Annotated in this window: 14 protein-coding genes; 6 read left to right on the top strand and 8 right to left on the bottom strand. The window is 66.3% G+C overall.

Features of this window, described 5'->3' with window-relative positions:
* Positions 1-601: LysR family transcriptional regulator substrate-binding protein (locus JYJ84_RS15165; RefSeq protein ID WP_205189258.1), on the top strand; the 601-nt coding region annotated here is incomplete at its 5' end.
* A gap of 136 nt (positions 602-737) precedes the next feature.
* On the top strand, positions 738-1271 hold the full coding sequence (locus JYJ84_RS15160) for a class IV adenylate cyclase (protein WP_175222248.1): 534 nt from the start codon (positions 738-740) through the stop codon (positions 1269-1271).
* A gap of 55 nt (positions 1272-1326) precedes the next feature.
* On the opposite strand, the gene JYJ84_RS15155 is transcribed toward JYJ84_RS15160, so the two are convergent.
* A complete protein-coding gene (locus tag JYJ84_RS15155) occupies positions 1327-1812 on the bottom strand; it encodes an Lrp/AsnC family transcriptional regulator (RefSeq protein WP_006408082.1) in 486 nt (161 codons plus the stop codon).
* A 139-nt stretch (positions 1813-1951) separates the two neighbouring features.
* On the opposite strand from JYJ84_RS15155, the gene phhA reads away from it, so the two are divergent.
* Together phhA and JYJ84_RS15145 are read left to right on the top strand one after the other, a co-directional pair.
* Complete coding sequence (phhA, locus tag JYJ84_RS15150; protein WP_217487454.1) at positions 1952-2845, top strand: phenylalanine 4-monooxygenase; 894 nt, start codon at positions 1952-1954, stop codon at positions 2843-2845.
* A 189-nt stretch (positions 2846-3034) separates the two neighbouring features.
* Positions 3035-3343 (top strand): 4a-hydroxytetrahydrobiopterin dehydratase, encoded by a 309-nt coding sequence (locus tag JYJ84_RS15145; protein WP_011350499.1) that lies wholly within the window; start codon positions 3035-3037, stop codon positions 3341-3343.
* A gap of 92 nt (positions 3344-3435) precedes the next feature.
* Here the strand turns inward: JYJ84_RS15145 and JYJ84_RS15140 are convergent, their stop codons facing one another.
* Positions 3436-3666 carry a DUF3717 domain-containing protein gene (locus JYJ84_RS15140; RefSeq protein WP_034183818.1) on the bottom strand — a complete coding sequence of 77 codons (231 nt, stop codon included), beginning with the start codon at positions 3664-3666 and terminating at the stop codon, positions 3436-3438.
* 122 nt (positions 3667-3788) lie between these two features.
* Here JYJ84_RS15140 and JYJ84_RS15135 point away from each other — a divergent pair, with 122 nt between their 5' ends.
* On the top strand, positions 3789-4481 hold the full coding sequence (locus tag JYJ84_RS15135) for a response regulator transcription factor (protein WP_006401494.1): 693 nt from the start codon (positions 3789-3791) through the stop codon (positions 4479-4481).
* Between the two features lie 118 nt (positions 4482-4599).
* Positions 4600-6084 (top strand): sensor histidine kinase, encoded by a 1485-nt coding sequence (locus JYJ84_RS15130; RefSeq protein ID WP_043184852.1) that lies wholly within the window; start codon positions 4600-4602, stop codon positions 6082-6084.
* Between the two features lie 128 nt (positions 6085-6212).
* Here JYJ84_RS15130 and JYJ84_RS15125 read toward each other — a convergent pair whose 3' ends face one another.
* The 6 genes from JYJ84_RS15125 to JYJ84_RS15100 all read right to left on the bottom strand — a co-directional run bounded on the left by JYJ84_RS15125 (position 6213) and on the right by JYJ84_RS15100 (position 12482).
* On the bottom strand, positions 6213-6743 hold the full coding sequence (locus tag JYJ84_RS15125) for an SET domain-containing protein (RefSeq protein ID WP_175034292.1): 531 nt from the start codon (positions 6741-6743) through the stop codon (positions 6213-6215).
* A gap of 180 nt (positions 6744-6923) precedes the next feature.
* Positions 6924-8036, bottom strand: a complete 1113-nt coding sequence (locus tag JYJ84_RS15120) for an NADH:flavin oxidoreductase/NADH oxidase (protein ID WP_122944051.1) — start codon at positions 8034-8036, stop codon at positions 6924-6926.
* Between the two features lie 215 nt (positions 8037-8251).
* Positions 8252-8962, bottom strand: a complete 711-nt coding sequence (locus tag JYJ84_RS15115) for a glutamine amidotransferase (protein ID WP_122946574.1) — start codon at positions 8960-8962, stop codon at positions 8252-8254.
* A 28-nt stretch (positions 8963-8990) separates the two neighbouring features.
* Entirely contained in the window at positions 8991-9629 is a 639-nt protein-coding gene (locus tag JYJ84_RS15110; protein ID WP_043184842.1) for a MarR family winged helix-turn-helix transcriptional regulator, read from the bottom strand.
* Positions 9630-10137: 508 nt separating this feature from the next.
* Positions 10138-11253, bottom strand: a complete 1116-nt coding sequence (locus JYJ84_RS15105; RefSeq protein WP_043184841.1) for a YbdK family carboxylate-amine ligase — start codon at positions 11251-11253, stop codon at positions 10138-10140.
* Positions 11254-11267: 14 nt separating this feature from the next.
* Complete coding sequence (locus JYJ84_RS15100) at positions 11268-12482, bottom strand: cation:proton antiporter (protein WP_122944050.1); 1215 nt, start codon at positions 12480-12482, stop codon at positions 11268-11270.
* Between the last annotated feature and the right edge of the window lie 839 nt (positions 12483-13321).

Genomic DNA, 13321 nt, shown 5'->3' with positions numbered 1-13321 from the left:
TCCGGGCTTCCTGCGACTCGGCGGCTTCCTGCGCGCGCTCGTCGAAACCCATCCGCAGATCGAAACCGCACTGCGGCACGGGATGTCGGGCTGGGTGATCGAACAGGTGCGCACGCAGGCGCTCGACGTCGGCTACTACATCGGCCGGCCGGGCGAGGACGATCCGCTCGACGGTGCGCTGTTCCACACCGTCACGCTCACGCATTTCCAGTACCGCGTGCTCGCGCCGGCCGGCTGGCGGGAGCGCGTGCAGCGCGCGCACGACTGGCGCTCGCTCGCCGCGCTGCCTTGGATCTGGACGCCGCCGGCGTCCGCGCACCACCGGCTGCTGTCGCGGCGCTTCGCGGATGCCGGCGCGCAGCCGCTCAAGGTTGCCGAGGTCGACCAGGAGCAGTCGATGCTCGATCTCGTCAAATCGGGCATCGGCTTGACGCTCGCGCGCGACTCGACCGCGCTGGCCGAAGCGCACGCGCATGCGCTGACGATCGTCGAACGCGTGACGGTGCCGACCGAACTGACGTTCGTGGCGCTCGCCGAGCGGCGCGACGAGCCGGCGATCGCGGCGGCGCTGCGGCTCATCGAAGCCCAGTGGGCGATATGAGCGGTGCTGAAGACGGCGCGGCGCAGCCTGCACGCGTCATCTCGCCACGCCCCTGGTCCGTCGTCACGCCACCGTCTCCGCGTTTTTGCTAGATTGTGCGTTCGCACACCGCGAGACCCGATTGAAGGAGACCCGCATGGCCCGCAACATCGAGATCAAAGCCCGCGCCCGCGAATTCGACCAGCTGCGCGAACGCGCGGCGACCCTCGCGACCGAAGCGCCGCTGTTCTATCGCCAGCAGGATTTCTTCTATGACGTGCCGCGCGGCCGGCTGAAGCTGCGCCGCTTCGAGGACGGCACGCCGGCCGAACTGATCTTCTACCAGCGCGACGACCGCGACGGCCCGAAGGCGTCGTACTACACGCGCAGCCCGGTAACGAACCCCGACGCGATGCACGCGCTGCTCGCCACCGCGCTGACCACGCGCGGGATCGTGACGAAGGAACGGCACGTGTACCTCGCGGGCCGCACGCGTATCCACCTCGACCGCGTCGACGGCCTCGGCGATTTCATCGAACTGGAAGTCGTGCTCGGCCCCGACGACGACGAAGCCAGCGGCGAAGCCGAAGCGCACGACGTGTTCGCGAAGCTCGGCGTGTCGCAGGACGATCTCGTCGCGGTCGCGTACGTCGACCTGCTGAACGCCGACACGCAGCACGAAGCGGCCTGATCCGGCCCTGCCCTACGGCGGCGCAACCCGCGCCGCCTTCGACCCGGCCGCTGCGTTAGGCGGCGCCGGGCGCCAGGTGCGCGAGCGGCAGCGCGCCGTTGCGCTTGAAGGTCGTCAGCACGATGTTCGAGCGCACGCTGTCGACGCCCGGCACACGCATCAGCTTCTTCATCACGAACTGCGACAGCGCATTCAGGTCGGGCGCGACGATCCGCAGCAGGTAGTCGGCATCGCCCACCACCGCATGGCATTCGAGCACTTCGGGCAGCACGTCGATCTGCTGCTGGAACTGCTCGATGATCGAATCGCCATGGTGCTTGAGCTTCAGGCTCGTGAACGCGGTGACGCCGAGCCCGAGCTTTTCGGGGCGCAGCATCACGCGGTAGCCTTCGATCACGCCGGCCGCCTCGAGCCGCTGCAGCCGCCTGCCGATCTGCGACGGCGACAGCGGCACCTCCTCGCCGAGCTGCTGATGCGTCGCGCGGCCGAAGCGCTGCAGCACGTCCAGTAGCGCGAGATCGAAGTGATCGAGTTCCAGCATGAGCATTCTCCGCATTGATTCGTGATTTGATGCGCGATTATCGCATCATCGAGCGAATCAGCGCCAACATTGCGCCCATTCCGCGCGCAGCCCGCTCTACACTTGCATGGTTCCCAACCGCCACGTGCAGAGCCAGATCATGTCCACCGTCGTCACCGCGAAACTGCAGGAGCAGTTCGATGCGGGCCTCGAAACCCGCGCCGATTTCACCATCGACCAGCCGCTAGCGCGTTACGGCCAGGTCGACCACGCGGTGTGGAAGCAGCTCTATGCACGCCAGTCGGCGCTGCTGCGCGGTCGCGCATGCGACGCGTTCGTCGCGGGGCTCGGGAAGATCGACCTGCCGGCCGATCGCGTGCCGTCGTTCGCCGACGTGAACCGCCAGTTGAAGCCGGCCACGGGCTGGGAGATCGTCGCGGTGCCGGGCCTCGTGCCCGACCGCGTGTTCTTCGAGCATCTCGCGAACAGACGCTTCCCGGTCACCTGGTGGATGCGCCGCCCCGACCAGCTCGACTACCTGCAGGAACCCGACTGCTTCCACGACCTGTTCGGCCACGTGCCGCTGCTGATCGCCCCCGTCTTCGCCGACTACATGCAGGCTTACGGCCGCACCGCACTCGCGGTCGCCGACGACGAAGCCGCGCTGGCGCGCCTCGCGCGGCTCTACTGGTATACAGTGGAATTCGGGCTGATCCGCGACCCGCGCGGCACGAACGGGCTGTCGATCTACGGCGCCGGGATCGTGTCGAGCAAAGGCGAAAGCCTGTACAGCCTCGAAAGCGCGGCGCCGAACCGGCTCGGCTTCGACCTCGAGCGCGTGATGCGCACGAAGTACCGGATCGACACGTTCCAGAAGACCTACTTCGTGATCGACGATTTCGCGCAGCTGTTCGCGCTGGCCGACGTCGATGGCCGTGCGCTGGCCGACCGGCTGGCGGCGCTGCCCGAGTTCGCGGCCGGCGCGGTGCTCGATACCGATCGCGTGCTGCATCGCGGCACGGGCGAAGGCTGGCCCGACGACGCCGACGCGTGACGCTCGCGGGTACCGCGGCACGCCGCTGACGGCCTCCCGATCGCCGTCCCCGGATGGCCGTCGCCGCGTAGCCGTCCCAGGGTGCCCGTCGCCGGATGGCCGTCCCACAACTATGAAACAATGACCGGTGCCGGCTTCGCCGCGTGGTGCAGCCGCGCGCGGGCGCCGTTACCGACCGAGAGGTGCAAGATGATCCACAAGCTCACATCAGAAGAACGCAAGACCCGGCTCGAAGGCCTGCCGCTCTGGACGGCCGTACCGGGCCGTGACGCGATCCAGCGCAGCCTGCGCTTCGCTGACTTCAACGAAGCATTCGGCTTCATGACGCGCGTCGCAATCAAGGCGCAGGAAATGAACCACCATCCGGAATGGTTCAACGTGTACAACCGCGTCGACATCACGCTGTCGACCCACGATGCCGACGGCCTGACCGAGCGCGACATCGAGCTGGCGCTGTTCATCGACCGTGCCGGCGCGCACGCGCAACCGGCCGCCTGAGGCCTTCCTCTACCGCCGCGCGTCTTTCGATGCGCGGCGCGTCAACTTTTCATTTCGATGAACGTTTTCTAGGATGTAGTCAGCGAAAGCCTTCAGCTTTCCAAGCCATCCTTAAGGCGCACGTAAGTCTCGTAGGCTTTCCGTGCCTTGGGGTCCAAACCTTCCAGTTGCAGCGCGCTTTCGCGCTGTACAATCAGCAGCGCATACGGCTTGGAAAGCGCGCTGGCCTCTTCGCAGAGTTTGAGTTCGTCGCCGCTCGACGGCGAGCGGGCGCGCCAGAAATTGATCGCGGCTTCTAGGTCGTTGATCGAAATATCGGACATGTTTGGATTTAATCGTTCGCTGGCCGCCATGCTTGATGTCAGGTGTTGCGGCGCCCCTGTGGAAACGGCGTCGTGCTGTCCGCGTGCCTGAACCGCCAACCCATTGTACTTGAGCGAACTTCATGCGACTCCTTCTGATTGAAGACGACCGCCCCATCGCACGCGGTATCCAGAGCAGCCTCGAGCAGGCTGGCTTCACCGTCGACATGGTGCATGACGGCATCTTTGCCGAACAGGCGCTGGCACAGAACCGCCACGAACTCGTGATCCTCGACCTCGGCCTGCCGGGCATCGACGGGATGACGCTGCTCACGCGCTTCCGCCAGACCAACCGCCACACGCCCGTCATCGTGCTGACCGCACGCGACGAACTGAACGACCGGATCCAGGGCCTGAACTCGGGCGCCGACGACTACATGCTCAAGCCGTTCGAGCCGGCCGAGCTCGAAGCGCGCATCCGCGCGGTGATGCGCCGCAGCGGCCCGCACAGCGACATGCCGCGTCCGGAAGTGTCGCTCGGCGGCGTCCGCCTGTCGGGCGTCGACCGCCGCATCTTCAACGACGACAAGCCGCTCGAACTGTCGCCGCGTGAATTCGCGGTGCTCGAGATGCTGCTGCTGCGTCATGGCCGCGTCGTCAGCAAGGCCCAGCTGCAGGATCACCTCACGCACTTCGGCGGCGATCTCGGCGACACCGCGATCGAAGTCTACGTGCACCGCGTCCGCAAAAAACTCGAGCAGTGCCGTGTCGAAATCGTCACGGTGCGCGGCTTCGGCTACCTGCTGCAGGAAATCCGCCAGACGGCGAGCGTCTGAGTGGCGCCGCGCGCCGGGCGGCCACGTGCCGCCCGCGCGTGCGTGCTGCTCCGCGTCGCCACCCGGCGCACGACCGCGCCGCTCCCCGTGAGCGGCGCTTATCCATTTGCCCGTCGAAATGTCTCCTGATCCGGCTGTGACCACCAGCCTGCGCCGCTCGCTGCTTCGGCGCCTCGCCGCCCCGCTGTCGATGCTCGCGCTGATGAGCGGCCTGATCGCCTACTGGCTCGCGTGGCAATACACGCAGCACGTGATCGACCGCTCGCTCGCGGATCTCGCCACCGCCATCTCCAAACAGATCCAGATCGCCGGCCCCGACGCGCCGTTCACCGTGCCGCCGCTCGCGCAGGCGATGTTCTCCGATCCCGCCGAAGCGCTGATCTACCGGATCAGCGACGGCGAACAAGAGCTTGCCGGCGATCCGAAGCTGCCGCTGCAGGGCATCAACGTGCGCCGCATGCATCACGCGTACGTATTCGAGGCCGAATACGACAACCGCGCGGTGCGGGTTGCGCAGGTGCGCGTCGACGACGTCGACGGCGGCAAGCCGATGGTCGTCGAGGTCGCGCAGCCGGTGCGGCACCGCTACCGGATCGCGGCCGAATTCCTCGTCGCGATCATGATGCCGCTGCTGCTGCTGCTGCTCGCGGGCTGGGGCATCGTGTGGCGCGTCGTGAACCAGCAGCTCGGCCCGCTCACGCACCTGGCCGATTCGCTGAACCGGCAGACCCACACGTCGCTGGAACCCGTCGACGAAACCGAGGTGCCGCTGGAGATCCGGCCGCTGACGAGCGCGATGAACGCGCTGCTCGGCCGCCTGAAGACCGCGCTCGACGCGCAGCGCAAGTTCATCGCCGATGCCGCGCACCAGTTGCGCACGCCGCTGACGGCCGTGAAGCTGCATGCGGAGCAGGCGGCCGTGGCGCGCGACCCGCACCAGACCCTCGCCGCGGTGCGCGAACTACGCGCCGCCGCCGACCGCGCGGTCCGGCTGTCCAACCAGTTGCTGTCGCTCGCCCGTGCGGAACCGGGCGAACAGGCCGCGCGATTCGTCGACGTCGACCTCGCGGCGATGGCGTTCGAGACGGGGGCTGAATGGGTGCCGCGCGCACTCGCGTCGCACGTCGACCTCGGCTTCCAGCGCACCGACGATCCGGGTGACGACGAAAAACTGGTCGTGCGCGGCAATCCCGTGCTGTTGCGCGAGGTCATCGCGAACCTGCTCGACAATGCGCTGAAGTACGTGCCGCTCGCGCGGCCGGATGGCGCGCGGATCACGGTGAACGTCGCGCGTGGCGCGCTCGAGGACGGCCAGTCGGCCGCCGAGATCGTCGTCGAGGACAACGGCCCCGGCGTGCCCGCCAACCAGCAGGCCGACCTGTTCAAGCGTTTCTTCCGCGGCGACGCGCAAAACGGCAACGGTGTCGAGACGGGCGCCGGGCTCGGCCTCGCGATCGTGCACGACATCATCGCGATGCATGGCGGCACCGTTTCGTACGAGGATGCATCGGAAGGCGGCTCGCGCTTCGTGGTGAGGGTGCCGCTGACCGCGCGCACCGAGAAGCCGGCGAGCGAAACGCCGGCCGCCGCGCCGACGCACTGAGCGATTCGCGGCGCGCCGGCCGCTGGTCGGGCCGCGCGCCGGATGAGGCACGCGGAAAGCATGGCTGCGCGACGCGGCAGCCGGCCGCTGAAACGGCAGCGGCAGCGCACGATGCGCTGCCGCCTGCGTCACTTCCTGCTTTTCTTGTCCTTCGATCGGGACTCGGACTTGCCGTCCTTCTTGTCCTTCTTCTTTTTCTTCTTCCCGCCGTCGTCGGACGTCGCGAGCAGCGTGCCGCGGCACGACGCCGCGCCGCAATGGCACGCGTACTCGCGCTTGAGCGTCTTCGTCAGCTTCGCATCGATCACGAGGCCGTAGTCGTAGAACAGCTCCTCTTCCGGCCCGATGTCGCGCAGCGCGTGGATGAACACGCGGCCTTTGACTTCCTCGGCTTCGCAGTTCGGCGCGCACGAGTGGTTGATCCAGCGCGCGCTGTTGCCGTCGATCTTGCCGTCGATCACCCCGCCCTCGTCCAGTGCGAAGTAGAACGTATGGTTCGGTTCGGCCGGGTCGTGCGGGTGACGGCGCAGCGCTTCCTTCCACGAAATTCGCTCGCCCTTGTATTCCACTACGCGCTCGCCGGCCTTGATCGGCGCCACGGCGAACACGCCCTTGCCGTGTACTCCCGAGCGGCGCACCGCGATCCTGCGTGAACTCATCGAACGAATCCTTGTGAAGACGACTTGAATGGAAGACGGCCGCGGTCACGGCCTGGCGTCGCGCAAAACGAAAACGCGGCACCGGTCGGTGCCGCGTCGGGGCATGCGGCGAATCACCCGCATCCTACACGTTCACGATTGCTTCGTTCAACATCACGCGCAATATTGCGCGCCCGGCGCTCAACGCTGGCCGAATGCGATGTCGCCGAACAACGCCTTGTGCTCGCGCGGCTGCGAGCGCCAGTATTGCGGCGGCGCCGTCACCTGCGCGCCGAGCTCGGCCGCCGCGTGCCACGGCCAGCGCGGGTCGTACAGCATCGCGCGGGCCATCGCGACGAAATCGGCATCGCCGGACTCGATGAGCCGGTTCGCATGCGCGGGCTCGTTGATCAGGCCGACGGCAACCGTCGGCATGCCGACCGCGCGCTTCACGGCCTGCGCGAACGGCACCTGGTAGCCGGGCGACAGCGGAATCTTCTGCAGCGGCGACACGCCGCCGGACGACACGTCGATCCAGTCGCAGCCGCGACGCTTCAGTTCGTGCGCGAACGCAATCGTATCGTCGAGCTCCCAGCCGCCTTCGACCCAGTCGGTCGCGGACACACGCACGCCGACCGGCCGGTCTTCCGGAAACGCCGCGCGCACGATCTCGAAGATCTCGAGCGGAAAACGCATCCGGTTTTCGAGCGAGCCGCCGTATTCGTCGGTGCGCTGGTTCGCGAGCGGCGACAGGAACTGGTGCAGCAGGTAGCCGTGTGCGGCGTGCACCTCGATTGCGTCGATGCCGAGCCGCGCAGCCCGCTTCGCCGACGCCGCGAATGCTTCGCGGATCCGGTTCAGGCCCGCGGCATCGAGTGCGAGCGGCGGCGTCTCGCCATCCTTGTGCGGCACGGCCGACGGCGCATGCGGCAACCAGCCGCCGTCGGCGACGGACACGAGCTGACCGCCCTGCCACGGCACGTTGCTCGACGCCTTGCGTCCCGCGTGCGACAGCTGCATCGCGACGCGGACCGGCGAATGCTTGCGGATCGCGGCCAGCACGGGCTTCAGCGCGGCTTCGGTCACATCATCCCAGAGGCCGAGGTCGCCATGCGTGATGCGCCCGTCGGGTTCCACCGCGGTCGCCTCGATGCAAAGCAGCCCCGCGCCCGACAGTGCGAGATGGCCGAGGTGAATCATGTGCCAGTCGGTCGCCTCGCCGCGTTCGGCCGAATACTGGCACATCGGGGAGATCACGATCCGGTTCGGAAGGGTCACGCCGCGCAGCGTGAACGGGGAAAACAGCGCAGTCATGGAGGCCGCTCGCCAGGAAGGGAAAGAGCGAACGAGCGTAGCACGCAGGCGGCAAGCGTGCTGACGGCGCCCCCGGCAGTAAGCGGACGGTCAGGTAAGGGTCGCGGCGGGTTGCCGGCTGTGCGGCAAACGCGACGCAAACGACGATGCGCCGGCCTGCAACGGGTGCGGGCCGGGCAACCCCTTCGCGGCGAACGGCGCCGCCGCTGGCGGCGTCAGAGTCCGACGCTGTCGAGCCACTCCGCGAACATGCGTCGCGCGGCCGCCTCGAGCGCGGGGCCGTGCTGCGCGGTATCGGCACGCAACTGGCGCGCGTCGATGCCGGGCGTCGCCGCGATTTCCCCGGCGTTCGCGATCAGCCACGGTTCGAAGCGGTCGGTGCGGATTTCCGGATGGCATTGCAGCGCCAGCACATGCTGGCCCCATGCGAATGCCTGGTGGCGGCAGGCCGGTGTCGATGCAAGATGAATCGCACCGCCCGGCAAGTCGAACGTGTCGCCATGCCAGTGCAGCATCGACGTCGCCGCAGCGTCGAGATGACGCAGCGGTGATGCGCGGCCGGCGTCGGTGAGCGTCAGCGGCGCCCAGCCGAGTTCGTGCTGCGCGGCCGGATAGACGCGCGCACCGAGCGCCCGGGCGATGAACTGCGCGCCGAGGCAGATGCCGAGGATCGGCAGGCCCGCGTCGATGCGCTTGCGCACGAGCGCCGCGAGCGGCGCGATCGTCGGATACTGCGCATCGTCGTACACGCTGAGCGGCCCGCCGAGCACGACGAGGAGCGATGGCTCGAGCACGTCGAGCACCTCGACCCGCGACGACCCGACGTCAACGTAGCGCACCCGCCGGCCCCGTTCGCCGAGCACCTGCTCGAAGCTCCCGAGATCCTCGAAATGCACGTGGCGGATCGCCACGACTTCAGCGTTCATCATCGGCCTCCCGGTCGATCGACGGACGTCAGCCTGCGAAAATCTTCCAGGTCTTCTTCTGCGTCGCCGCGTCGGCCTCTTCCTGCACCGAGCAGTCGAGACGCAGATCGCTGTCGGACATCGAGATGTCGAGCGCCGCGCAGTGATGCACGGTCTTCTTCGACAGCTTGCCCGGCTGGAAGTGGGCGCACGTCACGCACATGCGCTGCGGCGGCGTCGCACCGGCCACCTGCAGTTCGCGCAGCGTCTTCAGCAGCGCGCGATACAGTGCGCCCTGCTCGTCCGCGCCGAGCTTGCCGACGGCTTTCGTCAGGAATTCAGGCCATTGCAGCGCCTTCTTCGCGGCCGTGCGGCCACGGGCCGACAGGCGCACGGCCAGCGCGCGGCCGTCGTCCAGTGCACGGCGCTTCTCGACGAGACCCTTGGTCTCGAGCGTGCTCACCGCATCGCTCGTGGTCGCGGCGGTCAGCTGCGTCTCGCGCGCGATCTCGCCGAGCCGCATCGGGCCCTTGCGCTGCAGCAGCAGCACGAGAATCTCGCCCTGCGTCGGCGTCAGGCCTGCGCCTTCCGCCCAATCCCATGCCTGGCTCCGCATGGCCGTACTCAACCGCAGCAGGCTGTGGGTCACACGTCCCGAAGCCTGATTCCCGTAAACGCCTTCGCTCATAGTCTTTTCGCTTTGCCGCCGCCCGGTTTGCCGAGCGGCCGTAGTGTGGAGATCGAATGTCTATCTCAAAACAGACACGCTCTTGCGAGTGTGTCAGCACGGCCGTCGCGAGGGCACACGCGGCGGTCGCGTTCGCGGCGACCGGTAAGACACGCATCGTTCCGGTGTCCGCAAAGCCGACATTCTAAGCGAGAGCGGAAAATCGCACAGCTAAGTTATCCCCTTCATTCTGTGGAAAATCGCTGGATAACCAAAATTTTTCGTTGTGCCTGCAATGCCGAACGCCCGCGGAACGGTGCGAACGGACATTTTCCTGTTCGGATCGGCCATCGCGCCGACCGCAATGGTCCACCGGGTTATCCCGCGCACAGATCGTTGACTTTGCAGCGGAATATCAAGTTATCCACAGATTTTCAGGACCACCGGCAACGATTTCGGCCTCAATCGAGGCCGCCCGTCGTTCAGTGAATCGCGACTCGGTCGAGCCCGTAATCTGCAAAACAATTTTTCACTCGCGCCAACGTAAGCACTGCTGGCGGACCGTCTCATTGAGCGATTTTTCCTGTTTGAAAACGGTTCTCAACCACGATGCGTCGTTCACGCGCGCCTTGGCCTGCGCGCCGATCTCGTCGAGCGCCGCGCGCGAACCGAGCGCGGCCGCATGCGGCGCGATCCGGTCGAGCGTGTCGAGGATGTCTTCCGCGATCGTGCGGCGCTCACCCGTCTGAGGATTCACGCAGGTGCCCTCGAGCCCGAAGCGGCACGCCTCGAAACGGTTGAACGTGTAGACGAGGTAGTCGTCTTCCGACAGCTTCAGCGGCCGGTCGGTCAGCAGGTAGCGCGCGAGCGTCTGGATGTAGCAGGCGATCGCCGCCGCGCGGTCGACCGACAGCGGCGTGTCCATCACGCGCACCTCGATCGTCCCGTAGCCGGGCTTCGGGCGGATGTCCCAGTAGAAGTCCTTCATCGAGTTGACGACGCCGGTGTTCACCATCTTCGTGAAGTACTCCTCGAAGCTGTCCCAGGTCAGCACGAACGGCGCGCGGCCCGACAGCGGGAACGCGAACACCGAATTCAGGCGTGCCGAATGGAAGCCGGTGTCGACGTTCTGCACGAACGGCGACGACGCGGACAGCGCGATGAAGTGCGGAATGAAGCGCGACATCGAGTGCAGCAGGAACAGCGCGCTGTCGGGATCGGGGCAGCCGATGTGCACGTGCTGGCCGAACACGGTGAACTGCTTGGCGAGATAGCCGTACAGCTCGGAGATGTACTGGAAGCGCGGCGCATCGTAGATCTGCCGGTCGCTCCATTGCTGGAACGCGTGCGTGCCGCCGCCGGCCAGCCCGACGTTGAGCTGGTCGGCCGCCTTCACGAGCACGTCGCGGATCGCGTGCAGTTCGGTGACCGCCTGCTCGTGCGAATGGCAGATGCCGGTCGACAGCTCGATCATGCTCTCGGTGATTTCCGGCGTGATGTTGCCCGGAAAGGTCTCGCCCTGGATCAGGCGCATCAGGTCGGATGCCGCTTTGGTCAGGTCGTAGTTGTGCGTGTTGACGACCTGGATCTCCAGTTCGACGCCGAACGTGAACGGCTCGGAATTGACGAAGGTTTCGAGTGCCATGGCAGGTTCCGGAATCAGTTGCTGTCGCTGCGCTCACCGACCGCCGACAGGCAGCGGTAGACGATGAACGGGCTGACGAGCTGCAGGATCACGATCGTGCACATCACGATCGCGCGCAGGTGCGGGTCGAAATTCGGATAGAGCTGGTAGGTGTCGTCGACGAGCAGGTACGACAGCGCGGACATCGGCGTGAGTGCAATGCCGAGCGCGATGCCCTGCTTCATCCCGATGCCGCTCGGCTTCGCGAACGCGACGACGCCGGCCAGCTTCGCGACGAGCCGTGTGACGATCAGCACGATCGCGAGCAGCCCGCCGAGCGCGATGTCGCCCCACGTAAACGACGTGAGCGTGAGCACGAACAGGGTCACCGTCAGCAGCCAGCCGGCCGTGCCGAAATGCTCGGGCCACAGTTGCGGGCGCGCCTCGAGGTTCTTCACGATGATGCCGGCGAGCAGCAGCGTGAGCAGCGTCGACAGCTTCAGCGCCTGCGCGACGGCGATCGCGAGCATCACGAGCCCGAACAATGCGACGAACGAATGCTCGTCGCGCATCGTCGCGGTCATGTGGCGGAACAGGTAGTTGCACGAACGCGCGACGAGATACGCGACGATGAACGAACCGGCGATCAGGTAGAGCGGCTGCAGGATCGTCGCGAAAACGTTGCCGTACGCTTCCTGATGGAGCCAGCTCGTCACGAGCTTGGTCAGCACGATCGCATAGACGCTGTTGAGCGCGGTGAGCGTGATGAGGCGTTGCGACACCTGCCCTTCCGCGCGCAGTTCGGTCTTCAGCTGAATCACCATCGACGGCGACGTCGCGATCGCGATCGCCGACAGCACGAGCGCGACCATCCCCGACACACCGAGCGCGAGCATCGCGAACAGCACCAGCACGAACGTCAGCGTGGCTTCGGCGAGGCTCGACGCGACGAGCCACGGATTGCGCCGGATCCAGCGCAGGTCGAGGCGGCTGCCGAGCTCGAACAGCAGCAGGCCGAGCGCGACGTCGATCAGGAGCCGCGAGGTTTCGTCGGTGCTTGCATCGATCACGCCGAATCCGAACGAGCCGGCGATGAGACCGATCACCGCATAACCGGTGATACGAGGCAGACGCCATGCGCGATAGCACAGCTCGCCACACAGGCCGGCCGCGAACAGCGCGAGCCCGGCCCAGAACACGGCATCCGGCGTGAGCGGCCAGTTGGGCAGGAATGAGAACGCCGACTTCATCGTGGTGACTTCTCCTTTGGAAGCAACCGCCAGCGACGCGGGGTCAAGCGTCAGAAATGGATGCGCGCCGGCTGGGTATCGCCCCGAATGTGATTGTTGTGTCGACGACGGCGGGACATGGGATCCGCCTTTTCCGCCACAGGGCGGAAAGTCGTTCAGGTTGCCGATCTGGATTGTCGGCCTGGTGTGTGAACGGACTGCGCAGTCTCGAAGATTCAGATTCGAAATCGTGCCGACCGTTCCATTGAAGCATGTCCGGCGCCTGGCCGGATGAACGCGAAGGAAACCGATTGTGCCACAGCTTTTTCGGTCTGGAACCCATTGATTCGACTCGCGGCGCTGTGCGGCACCGCAGGTCTTTGGTTTCAAAGGTTTACTTGTATATATACGTAGTAGAAGTTAACAAAGGACGCACAGTTCTGTGGATAACTTCGGTTTACGTCGACGGATCAACGCGTTGGAGAGCCCATAACCCGTTGCACAGACTGTTTGTGCACAGAGGTTTGAGTTGAGCAACTTTCGGGCCGCATCACAGCTGTGTCGAGTTGCCCAGTTTACGTCCACTGTGATTACACACGAAGTGCGTGCGGATCCCGCGCGGTTATCCACAGTGTCGAGTGGATAACCTTGCGCGAAAAAGTCGGGAAACTGTGAGCGGCTCGGGTGAGCGGTCAGCCGGCCTGGCCGACGCGGCGTGCGCGCAACGCGCGGATCAGGAAACGGGCGGGATCGACGGCATCGGCGAGTTCGCGTTCGAGCGGCCACGGCTCGCCTTCGAGTTGCGACGCGATCAGCTCGGCGCCGAGTGCGGCCCATACGAGGCCGCGCGAGCCGAAACC

The sequence above is a fragment of the Burkholderia sp. LMG 13014 genome (genome assembly GCF_905232215.1).
GTDB lineage: Bacteria > Pseudomonadota > Gammaproteobacteria > Burkholderiales > Burkholderiaceae > Burkholderia.
Note: the sequence above shows the minus strand (reverse complement) of the source record. Positions and strands in the feature narration are given on the sequence as shown.

Excerpts from the sequence above, each read along its gene's own strand:
- JYJ84_RS15105 (WP_043184841.1), bottom strand. The coding sequence starts at position 11,253 with ATGGCACTCGAAACCTTCGTCAATTCCGAGCCGTTCACGTTCGGCGTC.
- phhA (WP_217487454.1), top strand. The coding sequence starts at position 1,952 with ATGTCCACCGTCGTCACCGCGAAACTGCAGGAGCAGTTCGATGCGGGC.
- JYJ84_RS15120 (WP_122944051.1), bottom strand. The coding sequence starts at position 8,036 with ATGACTGCGCTGTTTTCCCCGTTCACGCTGCGCGGCGTGACCCTTCCG.
- JYJ84_RS15110 (WP_043184842.1), bottom strand. The coding sequence starts at position 9,629 with ATGAGCGAAGGCGTTTACGGGAATCAGGCTTCGGGACGTGTGACCCAC.
- JYJ84_RS15125 (WP_175034292.1), bottom strand. The coding sequence starts at position 6,743 with ATGAGTTCACGCAGGATCGCGGTGCGCCGCTCGGGAGTACACGGCAAG.
- JYJ84_RS15135 (WP_006401494.1), top strand. The coding sequence starts at position 3,789 with ATGCGACTCCTTCTGATTGAAGACGACCGCCCCATCGCACGCGGTATC.
- JYJ84_RS15130 (WP_043184852.1), top strand. The coding sequence starts at position 4,600 with ATGTCTCCTGATCCGGCTGTGACCACCAGCCTGCGCCGCTCGCTGCTT.
- JYJ84_RS15160 (WP_175222248.1), top strand. The coding sequence starts at position 738 with ATGGCCCGCAACATCGAGATCAAAGCCCGCGCCCGCGAATTCGACCAG.
- JYJ84_RS15145 (WP_011350499.1), top strand. The coding sequence starts at position 3,035 with ATGATCCACAAGCTCACATCAGAAGAACGCAAGACCCGGCTCGAAGGC.
- JYJ84_RS15100 (WP_122944050.1), bottom strand. The coding sequence starts at position 12,482 with ATGAAGTCGGCGTTCTCATTCCTGCCCAACTGGCCGCTCACGCCGGAT.
- JYJ84_RS15140 (WP_034183818.1), bottom strand. The coding sequence starts at position 3,666 with ATGTCCGATATTTCGATCAACGACCTAGAAGCCGCGATCAATTTCTGG.
- JYJ84_RS15155 (WP_006408082.1), bottom strand. The coding sequence starts at position 1,812 with ATGCTGGAACTCGATCACTTCGATCTCGCGCTACTGGACGTGCTGCAG.
- JYJ84_RS15115 (WP_122946574.1), bottom strand. The coding sequence starts at position 8,962 with ATGAACGCTGAAGTCGTGGCGATCCGCCACGTGCATTTCGAGGATCTC.